21 protein-coding genes and 1 tRNA gene are annotated in these 21,258 nt (G+C 60.2%); 14 read left to right on the top strand and 8 right to left on the bottom strand.

From position 1 onward, the window contains the following. Positions 1-71: 71 nt before the first annotated feature. The 4 genes from gpmI (at position 72) to CKW18_RS18260 (ending at position 5,270) form a co-directional block, all read left to right on the top strand. Positions 72-1,601: a 2,3-bisphosphoglycerate-independent phosphoglycerate mutase gene (gene gpmI, locus CKW18_RS18275; protein WP_095190084.1), complete on the top strand. Its 1,530-nt coding sequence runs from the start codon at positions 72-74 to the stop codon at positions 1,599-1,601. Between the two features lie 252 nt (positions 1,602-1,853). Then, on the top strand, positions 1,854-3,140 hold the full coding sequence (locus CKW18_RS18270) for a murein hydrolase activator EnvC (RefSeq protein ID WP_095190083.1): 1,287 nt from the start codon (positions 1,854-1,856) through the stop codon (positions 3,138-3,140). Positions 3,141-3,171: 31 nt separating this feature from the next. Beyond that, positions 3,172-4,491 (top strand): S41 family peptidase, encoded by a 1,320-nt coding sequence (locus CKW18_RS18265; protein WP_095190082.1) that lies wholly within the window; start codon positions 3,172-3,174, stop codon positions 4,489-4,491. A gap of 2 nt (positions 4,492-4,493) precedes the next feature. Next, a complete protein-coding gene (locus tag CKW18_RS18260) occupies positions 4,494-5,270 on the top strand; it encodes a divergent polysaccharide deacetylase family protein (protein ID WP_095190081.1) in 777 nt (258 codons plus the stop codon). Between the two features lie 134 nt (positions 5,271-5,404). On the opposite strand, the gene CKW18_RS18255 is transcribed toward CKW18_RS18260, so the two are convergent. The 7 genes from CKW18_RS18255 to CKW18_RS18225 form a co-directional block, all read right to left on the bottom strand. Next, positions 5,405-6,160 carry an ABC transporter substrate-binding protein gene (locus tag CKW18_RS18255; RefSeq protein ID WP_095190080.1) on the bottom strand — a complete coding sequence of 252 codons (756 nt, stop codon included), beginning with the start codon at positions 6,158-6,160 and terminating at the stop codon, positions 5,405-5,407. Positions 6,161-6,233: 73 nt separating this feature from the next. Then, positions 6,234-7,004 carry an imidazole glycerol phosphate synthase subunit HisF gene (gene hisF / locus CKW18_RS18250; protein WP_095190079.1) on the bottom strand — a complete coding sequence of 257 codons (771 nt, stop codon included), beginning with the start codon at positions 7,002-7,004 and terminating at the stop codon, positions 6,234-6,236. Positions 7,005-7,013: 9 nt separating this feature from the next. Further along, a complete protein-coding gene (gene hisA / locus CKW18_RS18245) occupies positions 7,014-7,751 on the bottom strand; it encodes a 1-(5-phosphoribosyl)-5-[(5-phosphoribosylamino)methylideneamino]imidazole-4-carboxamide isomerase (protein ID WP_003220753.1) in 738 nt (245 codons plus the stop codon). 42 nt (positions 7,752-7,793) lie between these two features. After that, positions 7,794-8,054: a DUF2164 domain-containing protein gene (locus CKW18_RS18240; RefSeq protein ID WP_095190078.1), complete on the bottom strand. Its 261-nt coding sequence runs from the start codon at positions 8,052-8,054 to the stop codon at positions 7,794-7,796. After that, on the bottom strand, positions 8,055-8,693 hold the full coding sequence (gene hisH / locus CKW18_RS18235) for an imidazole glycerol phosphate synthase subunit HisH (RefSeq protein WP_095190077.1): 639 nt from the start codon (positions 8,691-8,693) through the stop codon (positions 8,055-8,057). Continuing rightward, on the bottom strand, positions 8,693-9,286 hold the full coding sequence (hisB, locus tag CKW18_RS18230; RefSeq protein WP_007909204.1) for an imidazoleglycerol-phosphate dehydratase HisB: 594 nt from the start codon (positions 9,284-9,286) through the stop codon (positions 8,693-8,695). Before hisB ends, hisH begins: the two co-directional genes overlap by 1 nt. Before the next feature lie 270 nt (positions 9,287-9,556). After that, positions 9,557-11,221 (bottom strand): OFA family MFS transporter, encoded by a 1,665-nt coding sequence (locus CKW18_RS18225; protein WP_095190076.1) that lies wholly within the window; start codon positions 11,219-11,221, stop codon positions 9,557-9,559. A gap of 307 nt (positions 11,222-11,528) precedes the next feature. On the opposite strand from CKW18_RS18225, the gene CKW18_RS18220 reads away from it, so the two are divergent. The 8 genes from CKW18_RS18220 to CKW18_RS18180 all read left to right on the top strand — a co-directional run bounded on the left by CKW18_RS18220 (position 11,529) and on the right by CKW18_RS18180 (position 19,324). After that, positions 11,529-11,879 carry an acetyl-CoA sensor PanZ family protein gene (locus tag CKW18_RS18220; protein ID WP_095190075.1) on the top strand — a complete coding sequence of 117 codons (351 nt, stop codon included), beginning with the start codon at positions 11,529-11,531 and terminating at the stop codon, positions 11,877-11,879. A gap of 132 nt (positions 11,880-12,011) precedes the next feature. Continuing rightward, complete coding sequence (locus tag CKW18_RS18215) at positions 12,012-14,237, top strand: AsmA family protein (protein WP_095190074.1); 2,226 nt, start codon at positions 12,012-12,014, stop codon at positions 14,235-14,237. After that, on the top strand, positions 14,234-15,301 hold the full coding sequence (gene mutY / locus CKW18_RS18210) for an A/G-specific adenine glycosylase (protein ID WP_095190073.1): 1,068 nt from the start codon (positions 14,234-14,236) through the stop codon (positions 15,299-15,301). The genes CKW18_RS18215 and mutY overlap by 4 nt, the downstream gene beginning before the upstream one ends. After that, a complete protein-coding gene (locus tag CKW18_RS18205) occupies positions 15,298-15,570 on the top strand; it encodes an oxidative damage protection protein (RefSeq protein ID WP_095190072.1) in 273 nt (90 codons plus the stop codon). The genes mutY and CKW18_RS18205 overlap by 4 nt, the downstream gene beginning before the upstream one ends. A 103-nt stretch (positions 15,571-15,673) precedes the next feature. Then, a tRNA-Phe gene (locus tag CKW18_RS18200) sits at positions 15,674-15,749 on the top strand. Between the two features lie 266 nt (positions 15,750-16,015). Further along, entirely contained in the window at positions 16,016-17,440 is a 1,425-nt protein-coding gene (locus CKW18_RS18190; protein WP_095190070.1) for an L-lactate permease, read from the top strand. 27 nt (positions 17,441-17,467) lie between these two features. Continuing rightward, entirely contained in the window at positions 17,468-18,946 is a 1,479-nt protein-coding gene (locus CKW18_RS18185) for a PLP-dependent aminotransferase family protein (RefSeq protein ID WP_095190069.1), read from the top strand. Between the two features lie 30 nt (positions 18,947-18,976). Further along, a complete protein-coding gene (locus CKW18_RS18180) occupies positions 18,977-19,324 on the top strand; it encodes a hypothetical protein (RefSeq protein ID WP_095190068.1) in 348 nt (115 codons plus the stop codon). 13 nt (positions 19,325-19,337) lie between these two features. Here CKW18_RS18180 and CKW18_RS18175 read toward each other — a convergent pair whose 3' ends face one another. Further along, positions 19,338-19,553 (bottom strand): YceK/YidQ family lipoprotein, encoded by a 216-nt coding sequence (locus CKW18_RS18175; protein ID WP_256587009.1) that lies wholly within the window; start codon positions 19,551-19,553, stop codon positions 19,338-19,340. A 309-nt stretch (positions 19,554-19,862) separates the two neighbouring features. Here CKW18_RS18175 and CKW18_RS18170 point away from each other — a divergent pair, with 309 nt between their 5' ends. Then, positions 19,863-20,813, top strand: coding sequence for an alpha/beta fold hydrolase (locus CKW18_RS18170; protein WP_095190066.1), 951 nt, complete (start codon positions 19,863-19,865; stop codon positions 20,811-20,813). Between the two features lie 28 nt (positions 20,814-20,841). Beyond that, on the top strand, positions 20,842-21,255 hold the full coding sequence (locus CKW18_RS18165) for a hypothetical protein (protein WP_095190065.1): 414 nt from the start codon (positions 20,842-20,844) through the stop codon (positions 21,253-21,255). Positions 21,256-21,258: the final 3 nt, after the last annotated feature.

Below are 21,258 nucleotides of genomic sequence, written 5' to 3'. Positions count from 1 at the left end.
GATTGAACTTGGCTTTAAACTCCAACTCCCTTTTCCATCGCCCTCTTCTTTATTAGCCACGAGTGGATTCCATGACTACCACGCCTAAACCTTTGGTCCTGATCATTCTCGACGGCTTCGGTCACAGCGACAGCCCCGAATCCAATGCCGTTTTTGCGGCGAACAAGCCAGTGCTCGATCGCCTGTGGGCCACCGTGCCGAACGGCTTGATCTCGGGCAGCGGCATGGACGTCGGCCTGCCGGACGGCCAGATGGGCAACTCCGAAGTCGGCCACATGAACCTCGGCGCCGGTCGCGTGGTGTATCAGGACTTCACTCGTGTGACCAAAGCGATCCGTGACGGCGAGTTCTTCGAGAACCCGACCATCTGCGCCGCTGTGGATAAAGCCGTGGCCGCCGGCAAAGCCGTGCACTTCATGGGCCTGCTCTCGGATGGCGGCGTACACAGCCACCAGGATCACCTGATCGCCATGGCCGAACTGACCTTCAAGCGCGGCGCCGAAAAAATCTACCTGCACGCCTTCCTTGATGGCCGTGACACCCCACCGAAAAGCGCCGCTTCGTCGATCGAACTGCTCGACGCGACCTTCCAGGCGCTCGGCAAGGGCCGCATCGCCAGCATCGTCGGCCGCTACTTCGCCATGGACCGTGACAACCGTTGGGATCGCGTGGCTCAGGCCTACAACCTGATCGTCGACGGCAACAGCGAATTCCACGCTGCCACCGCTCAGGAAGGCCTGGAAGCCGCTTACGCTCGCGGCGAGAGCGACGAATTCGTCAAAGCCACCACCATCGGTGAACCGGTGAAAGTCGAAGATGGCGACGCCGTGGTGTTCATGAACTTCCGCGCCGACCGTGCCCGCGAGCTGACCCGCGTGTTCGTTGAGGATGACTTCAAGGACTTCGAACGCGCGCGCCAGCCAAAACTGGCCGGTTTCGTCATGCTGACCCAATACGCGGCGAGCATTCCGGCACCTTCGGCTTTCGCCGCCGGCAGCCTGGAAAACGTGCTGGGCGACTATCTGGCAAAGAACGGAAAAACCCAGCTGCGCATCGCTGAAACCGAGAAATATGCCCACGTGACCTTCTTCTTCTCCGGCGGTCGTGAAGAACCGTTCCCGGGCGAAGAGCGCATCCTGATCCCGTCGCCGAAAGTCGCCACTTACGACTTGCAGCCGGAAATGAGCGCGCTCGAGGTGACCGACCGCATCGTCGACGCCATCGAAAACCAGCGTTACGACGTGATCGTGGTCAACTACGCCAACGGCGACATGGTCGGCCACAGCGGCGTGTTCGACGCGGCAGTGAAGGCGGTTGAATGCCTCGACGCCTGCGTTGGCCGCATCGTTGAAGCACTGGAAAAGGTTGGCGGCGAAGCGCTGATCACCGCTGACCACGGCAACGTCGAGCAAATGGCAGACGAGTCCACCGGGCAAGCACACACTGCACACACCACCGAGCCGGTGCCGTTCATTTACGTCGGCAAGCGTGACCTCAAGGTTCGTGAAGGCGGCGTATTGGCGGACGTGGCGCCGACCATGCTGAAGCTGCTGGGCCTGGAAAAACCGGCGGAAATGACTGGCACGTCTATCCTGGTGTAATCCGCTCGATCACGCACCACAAAACCCTGTGGGAGCTGGCTTGCCAGCGATAGCAATCTGACAGCCAACATCTATGTTGAATGTGCAGACGCCATCGCTGGCTAGCCAGCTCCCACAGTGGTTTATGGAGTTTTCGAAATGGAATTCGCTGTATTGCTTGCTCCAGTTATCACACAGCCCCAATTGGGCGTTTTTTTTGCAGCCTCGGGCGGGCATACTAGGCCGTCCCTTACCCTGGTGCCGCCCGCCCCTATGCTTCGCGTCCTGATTGCCCTCGCTCTGACCTGCCTGCTCCAACCGGCCTTCGCTGACGAGCGCGCGCAAACCCAACAGCAGTTGGACGCCACGCGTCAGGACATTGCCGAGCTGAAAAAGCTGCTGGGCAAGCTCCAGGAAGAAAAATCCGGCGTGCAGAAAGAGCTCAAGGGCACCGAAACCGAGATGGGCAAGCTGCAGAAGCAGGTCGATGCCCTGCAGAAAGAACTGCAGAAAAGTGAATCCGAGCTGCAACGGCTCGATGCGGAGAAAAAAAAACTCCAGAGCGCGCGCACTGAACAACAGCGACTGATCGCCATCCAGGCCCGCGCGGCCTACCAGAACGGTCGGCAGGAATACCTCAAGCTGCTGCTCAACCAGCAAAATCCCGAGAAATTCGCCCGCACCCTCACCTATTACGACTACCTGAGCCAGGCCCGCCTGGAGCAGTTGAAGAACTTCAACGAAACCCTGCGCCAACTCGCCAATGTCGAGAAAGACATCGGCTTGCAGCAAGCGCAATTGCTCGTCCAGAAAAGCAGCCTCGACAGCCAGCGCGAAGAGCTCGACAAGGTTCGTAAGGAACGCCAGCAAGTCCTTGCCAAGCTCAACGACGACGTCAAGGCCCGCGATCAGAAACTCGCCTCTCGCGAGCAGGATCAGGCAGACCTGTCTAAAGTCCTTAAAACCATTGAAGAAACTCTGGCCCGCCAGGCCCGTGAGGCAGAAGAAGCGCGGCAGAAAGCGCTGATCGCCCAGCAGGAAGCGGAAAAAAAGCGCTTGCGTGAGGCGCAGGCTGAAAACAGCGACGCCCCACGAAAACCAGCCAGATCAACACCCGGCGCACTGGTCTCCAGCAGCGGCGAGACCTTCGGTGGCCCTTTTGCTGCAACCCGGGGAAAACTTCCGTGGCCGGTTGATGGTCGACTGTTGGCACGCTTCGGTGAAAGCCGTGGCGATGACGCCCGGACCAAGTGGGATGGCGTGATGATCAGCGCTTCCGCCGGCAGCCAGGTGCATGCCGTACACGGTGGGCGCGTGGTGTTTGCCGATTGGCTGCGGGGCGCCGGGCTGCTGGTGATCCTCGATCACGGCAACGGTTTTCTGAGTCTTTACGGTCACAACCAGACGCTGCTCAAGTCGGCCGGTGACGTGGTAAAAGCCGGTGAGTCCATCTCCACTGTCGGTAACAGTGGCGGTCAGGACACACCAGCACTGTATTTCGCAATTCGTCAGCAGGGTCACCCGAGTGATCCGGCGCAATGGTGCCGCGCGCAAGGATAAGCGCGCCGCCTAATTCAGGAGTTCGTTCGACATGCTGCATTTGTCCCGCCTTACCTCGCTGGCTCTGACGATCGCTCTGGTGATCGGCGCGCCTCTGGCGTTCGCCGCACAACCAGCCCCGGCCGTCGCTCCGGCAGGCACTGCCGCGACCTCCAAGGCGCCGCTGCCGCTGGAAGAGTTGCGCACCTTTGCCGAGGTCATGGACCGGATCAAAGCCGCTTATGTCGAGCCGGTGGACGACAAGACCCTGCTGGAAAACGCGATCAAGGGCATGCTCAGCAACCTTGATCCGCACTCCGCTTACCTGGGCCCGGAAGATTTCACCGAGTTGCAGGAAAGCACCAGCGGTGAATTCGGCGGTCTGGGTATCGAAGTCGGTGCCGAAGACGGCTTCATCAAAGTCGTCTCGCCAATCGATGACACGCCAGCGTCGAAGGCCGGCATTCAGGCCGGTGACTTCATCGTCAAGATCAACGGCGCGCCGACTCGCGGCCAGACCATGACCGAAGCCGTCGACAAGATGCGCGGCAAGATCGGTCAGAAAATCACCCTGACCCTGGTCCGCGACGGCGGCACGCCATTCGACGTGACTTTGGCGCGCGCCGTGATTCAAGTGAAGAGCGTCAAGTCGCAACTGCTTGAGTCGGGCTACGGCTATATCCGTATCACTCAGTTCCAGGTCAAGACCGGCGATGAGGTCTCCAAGGCCTTGGCGAAGATGCGCAAGGACAACGGCAAGAAACTCAACGGCATCATTCTCGACCTGCGCAACAACCCGGGTGGCGTTTTGCAGGCCGCGGTGGAAGTGGTCGACCACTTCATTACCAAAGGTCTGATCGTCTACACCAAAGGCCGCATCGCCAACTCCGAGCTGCGTTTCTCTGCTACCGGCAAAGACGAAAGCGAAGCAGTGCCGATGGTCGTGCTGATCAATGGTGGCAGCGCCTCGGCGTCGGAAATTGTCGCCGGTGCTCTGCAGGACCAGAAACGCGCTGTGGTCATGGGCACCACCAGTTTCGGCAAAGGTTCGGTACAAACCGTGCTGCCGCTGAACAACGACCGGGCGCTGAAGATCACCACCGCGCTGTACTTCACACCCAATGGCCGTTCGATTCAGGCCCAGGGCATCGTCCCGGACATCGAAGTGCGCAAAGCCAAGATCACCAGCGAGGCGGACGGCGAATACTTCAAGGAAGCCGATCTGCAAGGCCATTTGGGCAACGGCAACGGCGGCGCCGACAAACCAAGCGGTTCGGCAGGCAAGGCCAAGGCCATGCCGCAGGATGACGATTACCAACTGGCCCAGGCCCTGAGCCTGCTCAAAGGGCTGAGCATCACATCCGGCCGTTGAGGATGAGTTTGCGTTTCGTCTTCGTTCTGTTGTGCTGTCTGGCGGGTGCTGTTCACGCAGAACCCGTCAGCCCAAAGCCACACAAAGCCTACCTGACACTGATCATCGACGACCTGGGGCAGAACCTGCCCCGGGATCGCCGTGTGCTGGCCCTGCCCGGCCCGGTAACCGCGGCGATCATGCCCGACACCCCGCACGCCACCGAATTCGCCCGCGAAGCCCATCGCGCCGGCAAGACCGTCATCCTGCACATGCCGATGGATCCGGCCACCGGGCCGTTCGCCTGGCACCCCGAACTGCCCATCGAAGAACTCGAAAAACGCCTGAACGCTGCGTTCAAAAGGGTGCCGTTCACGGCCGGTATCAATAACCACATGGGCAGCCGCATGACCGCGCAACCGGTAGCGATGGCCTGGTTGATGGGCGAGTTGCAACGCCGCCACAAGTTCTTCGTCGACAGCCGCACCAGCGCGCAGACAGTGGCCGCACAGCAGGCGCAGAAGATCGATCTGGCCAGCGTTTCACGGGATGTGTTTCTCGACGACGAACGCACCGAGGCGGCGATCTCCACACAGTTGCAGACGGCGATCAGCCTGGCGCGCAAGCAGGGTTCGGCGGTGATGATCGGCCATCCGTATCCGCAGACCCTGGCGGTACTGGAGCGCGAATTGCCGAAGCTGAAGGCTCAGGGGATTGAGTGGATCGATATCCGGCAGATGATCAGTGTGCGCAGTAACAAGGCCACGGCTGCTCATGGCAAGGATGGCGTTTATCGCTGAATCCGCAACGCCCTAAAACAAAATGTGGGGGCGGGCTTGCTCGCGAATGCGATGCTTCAGTCAATATCTGAGCTGCCTGACACGACGCCTTCGCGAGCAAGCCCACACACAATTGAATCGCGGTGACGCTGGGGTTAGAGATACCGCCCCATGATGTCGTCCACCACGCCATCCTTGCGCATCTGATCCAGCGCTGTCTGGAGCTTTTTCACTGTCTCGTCCGGCACATCTTTATTCAGCGCCAGATAGAGTTCAGCGCTGTTGAAGCGCAGCACCGTCTTGAGCCCGGTCACACCATCCTGCCGCGCCAGATAGCGCCCGGCCGGATCGCCAGTGGCCCACAGATCGATCTGACCGTTAACCAGTTTCTTGGCATTGTCCTGATCGCGCAGCACCACCACCGGCTTCAAGCCCTGCTTGGTCAGCGTTTCGGCAATCGCATCGCCCTTGTAGGCACCGATCTTGTATTTGCGCGCATCATTGAGGGTTTCGAGGGTGATCTTGCTGTCGGCCTTGGCCAACAGGATCCAGTCGTCGGGGCCGATCGGGCCGACCCATTTGAAGAGTTTCTCGCGATCCGGCAGCCGCGCCATGACGAAGGCACCGTAACCGGGATTTTCCAGCGCCAGTTTGTACACCCGCTCCCAAGGGAAGCGCAGGGTCAGGCTGTAAGTGAGGCCGGCACGCTGGAACATCTCGCGCACGATATCGGTGGCGATGCCGTTGATGTTCTCGCCCTGGGCGAAATTCTTGCCATTCTTCGCCATGTTGTACGGCGGGAAGTTTTCGGTAAGGAGCACCAGATCGGTGTCGGGACTGTCCTCGGCACGGGCCGTGTTGACCAGCAACACAGCAGCACTGGCGAGAACGAGAAGCAGGCGTTTGATCATGTCGGGCTACCGGAATCCATGGCGTGCCCAAGAGTGCCTTGGGTACGCCATGCTGTCCACTGGCCTGTACGGTTTAGCGCATTACGATGCCGCGTTTGGCCATATACGCTTTCGCTTCCTGCACCGTGTATTCGCCGAAGTGGAAAATACTCGCCGCCAGCACTGCGCTGGCGTGACCTTCGAGGATGCCGTCGGCCAGATGCTGCAGGTTGCCAACGCCGCCGGAAGCGATCACCGGAATACCCAGCGCATCGCTGATGGCGCGGGTAACACCAAGGTCGAAACCGTTTTTCATACCGTCCTGATCCATGCTGGTCAGCAGGATCTCGCCGGCACCGAGGCCTTCCATTTTCTTCGCCCACTCGACGGCGTCGAGGCCGGTCGGCTTGCGCCCGCCGTGGGTGAAGATTTCCCAGCGCGGGGTTTCGCCCGGCAGCGAGACCTTCTTGGCGTCGATCGCGACGACGATGCACTGCGAGCCGAAATGCTGCGCCGCTTCGCCGACAAATTCCGGGTTGAACACCGCAGCCGTGTTGATCGACACCTTGTCCGCGCCGGCATTGAGCAGATTGCGGATGTCCTGCACGGTGCGTACGCCACCGCCGACGGTCAGCGGAATGAACACCTGGCTGGCCATGCGCTCGACGGTATGCAGCGTGGTGTCACGGCCATCGACGCTGGCGGTAATGTCGAGAAAGGTAATCTCGTCGGCACCCTGCTCGTCATAGCGACGGGCGATTTCCACCGGGTCGCCGGCATCGCGGATGTTCTCGAACTTCACACCTTTGACGACCCGGCCGTTATCCACGTCCAGGCAAGGGATGATGCGTTTGGCCAGCGCCATGGTCAGTCCTCAGCCTTGGTACGAATCGCAGAAAGCTTGCGCTTCAGCGACGTCGAGGGTGCCTTCGTAGATCGCCCGGCCGGTGATTGCGCCGATGATGCCCGGCGCCTTGGCGTCGAGCAGCGACTTGATGTCACCCAGATTGTGGATGCCGCCGGAAGCGATCACCGGGATCTTGGTGGCAGCGGCCAGCGCGGCGGTGAACGGCACGTTGCAGCCCTGCATCATGCCGTCTTTGGCGATGTCGGTATAAACGATCGACGACACGCCGTCGGCTTCGAACTGCTTGGCCAGATCGATGACTTGCACGGTGCTGATTTCAGCCCAGCCGTCGGTAGCGACGAAACCGTCCTTGGCGTCGAGGCCAACGATGATTTTGCCCGGGAACGCGCGGCACGCTTCAGCGACGAACGCCGGATCTTTCACCGCTTTGGTGCCGATGATCACGTAGCTCACGCCCGCCTTGACGTAGTGCTCGATGGTTTCCAGCGAGCGAATGCCGCCGCCGATCTGGATCGGCAGGGTCGGGTAGCGCTTGGCGATGGCGGTGACCACTTCGCCGTTGACTGGCTGGCCTTCGAACGCGCCGTTCAGATCGACCAGATGCAGACGGCGGCAACCGCCCTCCACCCACTTGGCAGCCATGCTCACCGGGTCATCGGAGAACACTGTGGAATCTTCCATGCGGCCTTGGCGCAGACGTACGCAGGCACCGTCTTTAAGATCGATAGCGGGAATAATCAGCATCTGGCAAACCTTCAAATTCGAATGTTCAGCTTGGCTCGAAAATCAGTTTTTCTCGAGCGCCCACAGGTCGCTTTCGATGCTTTCAAACCGCTCTTTGAGGTGGGTCTGCACATCGAAAATCGCCCTGTTGTAATAGTGCGGAGCAATTTCGCGGGTAAACAACTCAAGAATCTCGGCCGCTTCGAATGACCCCAGGTCAAGTTCGAAGCGATCCTCCATGAAGCGTTTGATCTTGTGATTGGCCTCGCTCTCCTGTTCGGGAGTGAGGGTCAAGATCGGCGGCTTGGACTTCTTGGCGGCCATTTACCAGCGACCGTCCCATGCGGCGAAGTTCTGCAGCAATTGCAGGCCATGGGTATGGCTCTTTTCCGGGTGGAACTGCACGGCGAAACGCGAGCCATCGGCCAGTGCTGCAGCAAAATCGACGCCGTAGTGACCGCCGCCCACCACCTGCCGCGCGTTGGCAGCGGCGATGTAGTAGCTGTGCACAAAGTAGAAACGCGCCAGGTCTGGAATGTCATGCCACAGCGGGTGGCTGACCTTCTGCTTCACCTCGTTCCAGCCCATGTGCGGCACTTTCAGGTGTTCGCCGTCTTCGTGCAGATCTTTGCCGAAGAACTTCACCGCGCCCGGGAACAGGCCGATGCAGTCGACGCCGTCGTTTTCTTCACTGGTATCGAGCAAGGCTTGCATGCCGACACAGATGCCGAGGAACGGACGGTCCTGGCTGACTTCACGCACCAGCGAGTCGAAACCGAGGCGACGGATCTCTGCCATGCAATCGCGAATCGCACCGACGCCGGGGAAGACCACGCGGTCAGCTTCGCGGATCACGTCCGCATCGCTGGTGATCAGCACTTTGCCGGCACCCACGTGCTCGAGGGCCTTGGCCACCGAGTGCAGGTTGCCCATGCCGTAATCGATAACTGCAACCGTCTGCATTACAGAACGCCTTTGGTCGATGGCATTTGCCCGGCCATGCGCTCGTCCAGCTCAACAGCCATGCGCAAGGCGCGGCCGAAAGCCTTGAACACGGTTTCGATCTGGTGGTGAGTATTGGTGCCGCGCAGATTGTCGATGTGCAGGCTGACCAGCGCGTGGTTGACGAAGCCCTGGAAGAACTCCTGGAACAGATCAACGTCGAAGCCGCCAACGGTGGCGCGGGTGTACGGCACGTGCATCTGCAAGCCTGGACGGCCGGAGAAGTCGATCACCACACGCGACAGCGCTTCATCGAGCGGCACGTAGGCGTGACCGTAGCGACGGATGCCTTTTTTGTCGCCGATGGCTTTGGCAAACGCCTGGCCGAGGGTGATACCGACGTCTTCCACCGTATGGTGGTCGTCGATATGCAGATCGCCCTTGCATTCAATATCCAGGTCGATCAACCCGTGACGGGCGATCTGATCCAGCATGTGCTCAAGAAAAGGAACACCGATATCGAATCGGGCCTTTCCGGTGCCATCAAGGTTGATCGAGGCTTTGATCTGGGTTTCCAGAGTGTCGCGCTCGACAGACGCCTTACGTTCGGCCATCACCAGCTCCGCAAAATCATTGGGCGAAAAAGGCAGCCATTATAGGGGCGCGGGGCCGAAACAGAAACACGAGACGTGATATGGCAGACGGATAGAACCCCCGGCTGTCGCGGGTAGACATGTCCATACAACTCGTTTCGGACACCCTAAAAACAAATGTGGGAGCGAGCCTGCTCGCGAAAGCGGTATATCAGCCAACACTGATGTCGACTGACACTCCGTCTTCGCGAGCAGGCTCGCTCCCACAGGGGTACTGCGTTTACCGTTTACTTAGTGAAACAATACCGCCGTCTTCTGCAGGGTCACCCACACACCCCACGCCAACGGAATACCCACCGCCAGCCACGCAGCGATCGCCAATGGCTTGCTGCCCGGTGCGGCGTTCCACTCCAGAACGGTGTTCGCATCAGCACCTTTGTCGTGACCCAGCGCCTGTTCAGCGGCCAGTTCAGCATCGGTCATGAAGTACTTGTCGGCCACCGGACGCACCAGCAGGTTGCACAGGAAGCCCAACACCAGCAGACCGGCAAGGATGTACAGGGTGATGTCGTAAGCGGCAGCGCGTTCAACACCGATGCTCAACTGATACTCACGCAGGTAGTTCACCAGCACCGGACCGAGCACGCCGGCCGCAGCCCAGGCAGTCAGCAGACGACCGTGGATCGCGCCAACCATCTGCGTGCCGAACAGGTCGGCCAGATACGCCGGAACGGTGGCAAAACCGCCGCCGTACATCGACAGAATGATGCAGAACGCCGCCACGAACAGCGCAACGTTACCCAAGTGCCCCATGTTCGGAATCAGCGCGTACAGGGCAAAACCCAGCGCAAAGAACACGAAGTAGGTGTTTTTACGGCCCAAGTAGTCCGAGAACGACGCCCAGAAGAACCGCCCGCCAATGTTGAACAGGCTCAGCAGACCGGTGAAACCGGCAGCAATCGCGGCAATCGAAGCCAGTTGCCCGGCATCCAGTTGACCGAACGGCACATCAACACCGAGCAATTTGCCGCCGAACACTTCCTGCAGCAGTGGCGAAGCCATGCCGAGGATGCCGATACCTGCCGATACGTTCAGGCACAGCACCAGCCACACCAGACGGAATTGCGGGGTTTTCCACGCCACATTCACGTGTACGTGACGGTGGGTGATCATCGAGTTCGACGCTTTCTTGGCTGGAGCAGTCCAGCCTTCAGGCTTCCAGCCGGTTGGCGGCACGCGGTAGGCCAAGGCGCCACCGATCATGAACACAAAGTAAATCGCAGCCATGGCCACGAAGCTTTGCCACACACCAACACCTTCAGGCGAGGCGAAGTGGCTCATCAGCGCGGTCGCTAGAGGCGCACCGACCATCGCGCCGCCACCAAAGCCCATGATCGCCATGCCGGTGGCCATGCCGCGCTTGTCCGGGAACCACTTGATCAGCGTCGACACCGGCGAGATGTAACCCAGGCCCAGACCGATACCACCGATCACGCCGGAGCCGATCCACATCAGCCAGATCTGGTGGGTATAGATACCCAGCGCCGAGATCAGCAGACCGCCGCACCAGCACAATGCCGACACAACGCCAGCCTTGCGTGGCCCTGCGTGCTCAAGCCAGCCGCCCCAGATGGCCGCCGAGCAGCCAAGGAAGATGAAAAACAGGGTGTAGATCCAGCCGAGCATCGAGATCGGCCAGTCGCATTGCGAAGAGAAAACCTGTGCGATGAAGCTCATGTCCGGTGCGCAAGCCACCGGAGCGGTGACGCCCAACGCCTTGGACAGCGGCAACCAGAACACCGAGAAACCGTAGGCCATGCCAATGCACAAGTGGATGGCCAGAGCGGCCGGTGGCACCAGCCAGCGGTTGAAACCGGGCTTGGCGATGATGCGTTCCTTGGACAGGAACGCGGGCTGGTCGGCGCGAAGGCCGTCCGCCGTGATGCTCGTGCTCATTGTGTATCCCCCAATTATTAGTATGGTTCGCCAGCCACTGTTCACCCCCGGCCTTATGCACGCAGGCATGACCTTTTTTGGGGTGAAGCTCCTTGAAGGCGCGACGTTAAGTCGCAGAAGGACGGACGAACCGGCGAAGGTTACCATTTGCACGTGACAGAAAAACCAAACTGATATCACCTTTTTTGCATCATCTGATCTCCTCCCCTGTAGGAGCTGCGGAACGCTGCGATCTTTTGATCCTGATTTTGAAAAAGATCGCAGCCTTCGGCAGCTCCTACACAGGGCCTCGCACACGGGAAAATCCATGCCAGTTATCGTTCAGATGCTTGAAGACGCCAGCTATCAGGATCAGCAGGATCTGCAAAAGATCTACCTCGATGCGCCGCAATGGTTGTACGCGTCGTTTTCCGGAGGGGCCGACCTGATTGAAAGTGCCTTGGCCGATAGTGCATTGATCGCCGGACGCTTCAACGACCGCTTGCTCGGTGCCGGCCGTCTGCAAAGGCACGACGACGTTTGGTATTTGTCCCATTTATGCGTGCGAAAAGTTACCCGGCGCCGTGGGGTCGCGGAGCGATTGTTGAACCAAGCGCAGAAAATGGCGTCGCAAGCGGGGGCCGAACTGCGCCTGCTGGCGCCTGCCGGACACCTTTAAGCCCAGGCAATCGCCGCGAAGTTGCACGTGCCGCTGGAGGCACTGGCAACATGACTTCACCCCGAACCGGGCCGTTGCAGCGCTATACTCCCCGGCTAAATTACGAATTCGACTAACTACAAGGACTCGCCCATGAAAGCGTTCGGCAAAATCCTGGGTCTGGTACTTCTCGGGCTGTTGCTGATCATTGTGGCGGCAGGCTTTGCCCTGACCCACCTCTTCGATCCCAACGATTACAAAGACGAGATCCGCCAGATAGCCCGCGACAAGGCCCACATCGAGCTGACGCTCAATGGCGACATCGGCTGGAGCCTGTTCCCCTGGCTCGGCCTGGAGTTGCACGAGGCCAGCGTCGCGACCCTGATCAAACCCGCCGAACCGTTCGCCGACTTGCAGATGCTCGGCCTTTCCGTGCGCGTACTGCCACTGCTGCGCCGCGAAGTACAGATGAGCGACGTGCGCGTCGAAGGCCTGAACCTGCGCCTGAACCGCGACAAGAACGGCCATGGCAACTGGGAAGACATCGGCAAATTGCCGACGCCTGCCACCCCTGCCGGCAGCCCGCCGCCTGCCAGCGAACCCGCTGCCGAGGCCACCGCCCAGGCGGAAAAACCGCCGCAGCCGATCCGCCTCGACATCGACAGCCTGACCGTCAACAACGCCCGCGTGCAGTACAACGACGAGCAGACCGGCAAGCAATTGAGCGCTGAAAGCATCCAGTTGAGCACCGGCGCGGTACACGATTCGACCAATATCCCGCTGAAAGCCACCGCATTTCTCAGCACCAATCAGCCTGTGCTGCGGGTACGCACCGAGCTCAATGGCGAGTTACGCATCGAACGCGCCCTGCAACGCTACAAGTTCGAAGACCTGAAGCTGTCCGGCGAATTGACCGGTGACCCGCTGCAAGGCAAGTCCATGACCTTCTCCGCCCAAGGGCAGATGCTGCTGGATAAAGCGGCGAACGTCGCCGAATGGACCGGGATCAAGATTTCCGCCAACCAGTTGCGTGCCCTCGGAGAACTGAAAGCCAACGATCTGGATAAGACCCCTCAGATCAGCGGCGGCATCTCGATCGCCCAGTTCGATCTGGCGAAATTCATCGACAGCATCGGCCAAAAGTTACCGGCCATGGCCGAAGGCAGCCTGAGCAAAGTCGAGTTGGTCAGCCGCGTTGCCGCGACGCCGACCAGCGTCGCCTTCGACAACATCAACCTGAAACTCGACGACAGCAGCTTCAGCGGCCGCATCGCCGTCGAAGACTTCGCCAAACAATCGCTGCGGGCAATTCTCAAGGCCGATACGTTCAACGCTGACCGCTACCTGCCGCCGAAATCGGCACAAGCCAACAGCGCCACGCAAGTGCGTCAGGCCGAAGTCGCCAGCACCGAAGCCGATGCCATGGCCGGTGCCGGCTCCACGCCGCTGCCGGACAAACCGAGCAAAACCGCCTGGAGCACCGAGCGCCTGCTACCGGTTGAGCGTCTGGCCAAACTCGACGTCGACGCCGACCTGACTTTTGGCCAACTGACCATCGACAAGTTGCCGATCCAGAACGCCGCACTGAAAGCCACCGGCCAAAGCGGCTTGCTGACCCTGACCAACCTGAGCGGCGAACTGTACAACGGCGGTTTCGCCGCCAATGGCACCCTAGATGTACGCCCGAGCGCGCCAGTGCTGAACCTGCAGACCAAGCTCAATCGCGTGCCTGTAGAAAAAATCATCGAAAGCCAAGGCAAGAACCCGCCCGTCAAAGGTCTGGTGACCCTCACCAGCAATATCACCGGCAGCGGCAACAGCCAGCAGGCGCTGATCGATACGCTTAACGGCAACGCCAGTTTCGTGATCAACAACGGCGTGCTGCTCAACGCCAACCTTGAACAGCAACTGTGCAAAGGCATCGCCACGCTCAACCGCAAAACCCTCAGCGGCGAGCCACGCGGCAAGGACACGCCATTCCAGGAACTCAAGGGCAACCTGACCTTGCGCAACGGCATCGCCAGCAACCCGGATCTGAAAGTGCGCATTCCGGGCATGACCGTCAACGGTGACGGCGATATCGATCTGCGCGTGCTGGGCATGGATTACCGCGTCGGCATCATCGTCGAAGGCGACACCAGCGCCATGCCGGATCCGGCCTGTCAGGTCGGCGACAAGTTCGTCGGCATTGAGTGGCCGCTGCGCTGCCGTGGGCCGCTGGAACTGGGCGCCAAGGCCTGCCGCGTGGACAACGACCGCCTCGGCCAGGTCGCGACCAAACTGGCGGGCGACAAGCTCAGCGAGAAGATCAACGAGAAACTCGGCGACAAGGTCAGCCCGGAATTGAAGAACGCATTGAAGGGGCTGTTCAAGCGATGAGAGCGGAGCAGTTTTCAGAGGCGGTGCTCGATTGGTTCGACCGCCACGGCCGCCACGATTTGCCATGGCAGCAAGGCATCAACCCGTATCGGGTTTGGGTGTCGGAGATCATGTTGCAGCAGACTCAGGTCAGCACCGTGCTCAATTACTTCGATCGGTTCATGGCTGCGCTGCCGACCGTCGAAGCACTGGCCGAAGCGCCGGAGGACGAAGTGCTGCACCTGTGGACGGGCCTGGGTTACTACACCCGCGCGCGCAATTTGCAGAAGACCGCGAAAATAGTCGTCAGCCAGTACGGCGGCGAGTTTCCGCGCGACGTCGAAAAGCTCACGGACCTGCCGGGCATCGGCCTGTCCACCGCTGGCGCCATCGCCAGTATCAGCATGGGCCTGCGCGCGCCGATCCTCGACGGCAACGTCAAACGCGTGCTGGCGCGCTTTACCGCGCAAGAGGGCTACCCAGGCGAACCAAAGGTCGCCAAACAGCTCTGGGCCAACGCTGAGCGCTTTACGCCGCACGATCGGGTCAACGCCTACACCCAGGCGATGATGGATCTCGGCGCGACGCTGTGCACGCGCAGCAAGCCGAGTTGCCTGCTGTGTCCGCTGGAACGTGGCTGCGAGGCGCACATGCTTGGCCTGGAAACGCGCTATCCGATTCCCAAGCCGCGCAAAGCCATCCCGCAGAAACGCACGCTGATGCCGATGCTGGCCAATGGCGAGGGCGCGATTCTGCTTTATCGCCGCCCATCGACCGGTTTGTGGGGCGGTCTGTGGAGCCTGCCGGAACTCGACGACCTCGACGACCTGCAACATCTCGCCGATCAGCATTCGCTGGCACTGGGCGAGCAACAGGCACTACCGAGCCTCGTGCACACGTTCAGCCATTTCCAGCTGTCCATCGAACCCTGGCTGGTTCAGGTGCAGGAGGCCAGCCATCACGTGGCCGAGGCCGACTGGCTCTGGTATAACCTCGCCACCCCGCCGCGCCTGGGCCTCGCCGCCCCGGTCAAAACCTTGCTCGAACGCGCGGCCGCCGTCTTGAATGCAGGAGAGTCGCCATGACCCGCACCGTAATGTGCCGCAAGTACAAAGAACAACTCGAAGGCCTGGAACGCCCACCGTACCCGGGCGCCAAAGGGCAGGACATTTTTGACAACGTCTCGGCCAAGGCCTGGGCCGACTGGCAGAAACACCAGACTCTGCTGATCAACGAAAAACGCCTGAACATGATGAACGCCGAAGATCGCAAATTTCTGCAGGGCGAAATGGACAAGTACTTCTCCGGCGAGGAATACGCTCAGGCCGAAGGCTACGTTCCGCCTGCGCAGTAAGCCCACAAAATCGGGGGTCGGATCGTAAGCGACGGAATTAATTTAAGAAATTTTAAAAAAGTCGTTGACGAGAATCCGAAAAACCCTTTTAATGCGCCCCGTTGCCCAGATAGCTCAGTCGGTAGAGCAGGGGATTGAAAATCCCCGTGTCGGCGGTTCGATTCCGTCTCTGGGCACCAAATACCGAAAACCCTGAATCGCAAGATTCAGGGTTTTTTTATGCCCGCGATTTGATCCCCTCCTCCTCGCCCCGCTTCTCTCGGTATTCATCCCCCCCGGGTGTATTGGAAAAAACCCGAAATCTGTATCTCTCCCCGCACAGAAAAACTCGCCAGTATTTCTCCAAGCCTTGGCGATCCCGTGCCTGGCCATACCTCGCGCCCCGCAAACACTCTGCACCTTTCAAGTCGTCAGAGCGCATTACCTGTTTTCTGGAAACCTGTGCATGAGCGCTCTCTTGTTGCAAATGTCCCCCATCGTTCTGGTCATCGCATTAATTCTGGTCGCCCGCCGCCCACCGGTACAAGCCGCGCTGGCGGGCGTGGCACTGGTGCTCGTACTGTGGCTGTCAGGCGCTGCAGGGGCCGTATCCGTCGCGATCACTTCTGCAATCTTTCAGGACACCACGATTCTGTTCCTCAGCACCGCTTGCGTGATCGTACCGGGGCTGGCCTTTGTCATTCTGGTCGAGCGCGGTGGTGCGCCTCAGGCTATCGGCGCCTGGGTCAAAGAGCTCGGCTGGACACCGCCGGCGCAGATTATCTTCATCGTACTGGGGCTGGCGCCGTTACTTGAAGCGATGACGGGTTTCGGCGTCTCGCTGATCGCCACGGTGCCGCTGTTGATGGGCCTGTTCACGCGACAGTCGGGGATGAAAATCGCGCTCGCCGGGATGGTCATCATGCCGTGGGGCACGCTGGGGCTGGCGACGGTGATCGGCGCGCTGCTAGCGCACTTGCCGGCGGCAACCCTCGGCAGTCATTCGGCGCTGATCAGTGCGCCGGTGTTCCTCTGCCTGGCCGCGATTGCCATGTGGCAGGGCGGCATCCGCAGCGTATCGCCGTGGCTGGGGCTAATCGGGGTGACGACGCTGTTTGTCGCGGTGCTGTTTTCGATCAATCTGTGGATCGGGCCGGAAGTCTCCGGTGTGCTGGCCGGTCTGGCCGTGGCCTGCGTTGGCTTGGGCATCTCGTTCGCGCAACGCAGAAAACGGGTGCACTGGCCGAACGCGGCGTGGCCCTATCTGGCCTTGCTGGGGGTGAGCGTTGCGTCGCGAGGATTGTTTGTTCTATCGGGTTGGGATGCGCTGTGGATCGTCAAAGGCGAACACGTTTCATGGAAGCCATTGGCGTCCCCTGGGCTGGCATTGATGATCGTCGCCTTGTGGATGGCGATTCGGCAAAGCGCTGCGGCGGGCTTCCCGTGGCGCGCTCTGTTCAACCGGGCGAAGTTTCCAGTCACGACGATTTTTCTGTTCCTGCTACTTTCGCAGGTGATGGTCAACGCCGGATTCCTGGTCGAAGCGCAGCGCACGCTGCAATCGTTGTCGGGGATTTCCCTGGCGCCAACCATCGCAGTGCTGGCGGGGCTTGCCGGCTATGTCACTGGTTCCAACGTTGGTGGCAACACCCTCGTCATGCCGTCCATCGCCGCGCTGAGCAGCGAACACGGGGCGTGGCTGGCCGCGATGGTCAACAGCGCCGCCGGGCACGGGGCGCTGGGATCGCTGTCGATTCTGTCGCTGATCACCGGGCTGGCGGGCGCCAACCGGCATGAAGAGCACAATCTGATCCGATTCGCCTTCGGCCTGGTTGCGCTCAACATCGTCATAGTTGCTGCAACGGGGGGCGTTTTACTCTACTTTCTCTGAATTGTTTCGAGACACAACAGAGAACTTATGGACAGGTTTGATTTGCCGGACAAGCGCTGGCAGATAGTCAAGGACTGGATTATTCGTCAGATCGACAGCGGTGAGTGGGCAGCCGAAGCAAAGCTGCCCTCGATCCGCACCCTGGCGCGAATGTTTGAAACCAGCATCACCACCGTTCAGCGCGCGTTGGCTGACCTGGAAGCCGATGCCTATATTTCGACCAAACCGCGCGTCGGCTACTTCGTTTCAGCCTCAGGGCAGGCAAAACCCGCCAGTGGGTTTGATTTCTCCAGTGTCACGGTCAACGTCAATCATGCAGTGGTCGCGATGCTCTCCCAAGCCGCCTCGCGCACGACTGCTTCGTTGAATTCAGCGGTGCTGCACAGCGACCTCACACCCGATGTGCTCCTCAACAAGTGCCTTTCGGCGCTGGCCGGCAAGGCTGACAACTCGCTGACCGGACTGGTCGCGCCACCCGGTCTGCCAGCGCTGCGACGACGCATCGCCGGGCTGATGCTGACCCGCGGTGTGGTCTGCGGGCCGGACGATATTCTGGTGACGTCGGGCGACACCAGTGCCCTGGAACTGGCCCTCGAAGCCGTCGCCTCGAAAGGCGCTACGGTCGCCATCGAAACCCCGACCTATTACGGCATTCTGCAGACCATCGAACGCCTGGGCATGCGCGCCTTGCCCATCCGCACGCACGGCAAACTCGGCCTTGACGTCGATCATCTCGAAGAAGCGTTGAAGCTGAAAAAGGTCTCGGTGATCTTTCTCAATCCAACCCTGCAGAATCCTCGTGGTTTCATCATGCCCGATGAAACCCGCGCACGACTTTCGCAGATCGCCCGCGAAGCAGACGTGCCGATCATCGAGGACGACATCTTCTTCGACCTGGTACCGGAAGGCGAACGCCCGCGCGCGATCAAGAGCTACGACAGCAGCGGGCAGACGATTTACTGCTCGTCATTCTCCAAGACCATCGCGCCCGGCTATCGCGTTGGCTGGTGTCTGGCTGGCAAGTACCGCAATGCCATTCTGGCGCAGATATTTTCGCGCAACCTGGCGGTGTCCAGCCTTGCACAAAATGTTCTCAACGAATTTATCGGGCGCGGATACATGGAAGAGCACTGCGCCAGGCTCAGGTCGCAACTGTCTTCGCATGCGAGCTTTGTCGAAGCGCTGGTACGCACGAATTTCCCTGCGGGGACCGTGTATGTGCCACCTCGCGGGGGGTTCATTCACTGGATCGAGTTGCCAGCACACACGGACATGTTGGCGCTGGATCGGTTGGCCAGCGAGCGCGGTTGTTACGTGGCCGGGAGCGGGATTTTTTTTGCCGACGGGCATGCAACCACGGGCGTGCGCATCTGTCTTGGCACAGCGCTGACATCGGATGTGATCGCAATTCTGAAGGTGATTGCCGAGTGCGCGCACCTCGCCGGGCGATCATCAGACGCGTGGCAGATGCTGACTGAACAACATCAAGAAACAGCGGTTTCCTGACCGCGAAGAGGACTTTCGCAGAGCCATCTGATGAACCAGAAAAGAACCCGCATCCCCCTGCCCCATCCGCCGCCGTATCGCCAAAGCCGGGCGACCTTCTGGCTGACCGTACTCGTTGGCGTTCTGATTACCTTCGCTATCGGCGCATCCATCTGGATGCTGTTCGACAGCTGGACCAGCGGTTCCATCACCACAACCAATCGCGGCCCGAAAGACACCTATACCCTGGCCCTGCAACCCCGGCGGTTCTGGATCGAGTTCGTGTCGCAAAGCTTAGGCACCGCGCTCCTGCTGTTTATCGGGGTGTTCGGATTGTGGATTTATCGCAAAGTGCAGGAGCCTGTGAAGAAGCCGAAAGGCAAGCGCACTCGGCGATAAGCGAGGATCGCCCTCAGAGGGTGTTGACGTAGTCGACTGGCAGCAAGACCGTGTCCAGCGCAGCATCTACCGGAAGGGACACAACAGTGATCAACGGACACACGATCATGATGTAACAGATCACAGCCTCTGCCATACCGTCTCCTCCTCTCACGCCGAGCAAGTGCAGGTTGCCATCGACGCCTTTGTAGTAAGACTCTTCAGAGGCGCCGTTCAAGCGACCAATCATGGTTCCACAACCGGCCATCATCAAAAACAGGCATATTACCGAGCCGAAACGCAAAATCCCTTTCAAAGCCGTACTTCCTTTGCCATCCCAATATGAGGCGCGCGATTGTACTCGCGTCGATCCTTCGCCACTAATCGCTATGGTCGCGAAGTGGGTTGCGCCTTAACGAGGCGATCGATTCGTGACGCACCGCGTCACAGATTCCCGAGATGCAATTAATCTAAACCTGGACTGCAGTGCGCCCCATTCATTGCACTATCACCACGTTGAAGTTCATTCTCGGTTGGATTCCGCCAAGGCCCGGTTCTCATGAGCTCATGCAGCACAGCGTGTTCGCGCGATACAGCAACGGTCAGTCAATCCTTCAAGGAAACAGCCGCCGACGGTTTTGTACTCGGAGGTTTCACCTGGCGTCAGGCCCTGCCCGACACCCAGCGCCCGGTGGTGATCATCAATGCCGCCACTTCGGTGCGCTGCCGTCACTACTCGCGTTTCGCAGCCTATCTGTTCGCCAATGGCTTCGACGTCATCACCTACGATTACCGTGGCATCAGTGAGTCGCGCCCCGGCTCAATCAAAGGCCTCAACGCCTCATGGACCGATTGGGGCGCGCTGGACTTCGAGGCGATGCTCCGGCGCGCGCAGCGGGAATTTCCCGGACAGCCCATCGATGTGGTCGGGCATAGTTTTGGTGGCTGCGCGGCAGGCCTCGGTGAATCCGGACAGATCATCCGACGGCTGGTCACCGTCGGCGCGCAGTTCGCCTACTGGCGCGATTACGCCCCTGAACAGCGCTGGCGCATGTTCGGCAAGTGGCACCTGCTGATGCCGCTGCTGACGCTGATCTGCGGCTACTTCCCCGGTAAACGCCTCGGCTGGCTGGAAGACACGCCGGCGGGTGTCGTTCGCGACTGGAGCACGCCTGCCCCGCGCTATGAACGACGTCCAAGCGGCCGGGCGATGCTGGCGAAAACGGGCCGCCTGCCCTTCGCTAACGTCCGCGCAAAAACCCTGGCCATCAGCATCAGCGACGATCCTTACGGCACAATCCCGGCCGTCGAACGCCTGCTCGGTTACTTCGAAAACGCTGCAAAAACTCACCTGCGCATCGAGCCGCAGGACATCGGCGAACAACAAGTCGGACATTTCGCCTTTTTTCGCAGCGCATACCAAGCCACACTATGGCCTATCGCTCTGACCTGGCTGCAAACCGGCGCACTGGCCCCCGATACACCCGGGTGGCCAGTGCCACGCAGCTGAACCCTTTCAACGCACGACGGAACACACCATGGCCTCCGCCAACAAGCAGCAAAAACGCGCCGCCCGGGCTAAAACCAAGGCCAGGCAGAACCGCAGCAAACGCGCCGAGGCGCCGGTCGAGCTGGACCCGAACGACGACCGTATCGACTTCGAGTCGGTGGACCTGACTGAACTGTTCAAGAAAATGATCGACGCCGAGAAGGTCAGCCAGCAAGCGATGTGCACCGCATTCCTCGAAGACCCGCTGCTGGAACTGGTCTACGAGCAGGAAGGCGAAGAAGGCGCAATGGATTTCATCCTCGCTGCGCTGATCGAGTATCGCCAGTGGTCGCAGGAAACCGACGAGGCCGGCGCGCTGGCGTGGATCGAATCCCCGGCCTTCCAGGCTGACTATGTGGCAGCGTCCGACGCGATCGCTGCACAAACCCAACAGAAGAACTGAGTT

This window comes from Pseudomonas sp. Irchel 3E19 (assembly GCF_900187585.1).
Classification (GTDB): Bacteria; Pseudomonadota; Gammaproteobacteria; order Pseudomonadales; family Pseudomonadaceae; genus Aquipseudomonas; species Aquipseudomonas baetica.
Note: the sequence above shows the minus strand (reverse complement) of the source record. Positions and strands in the feature narration are given on the sequence as shown.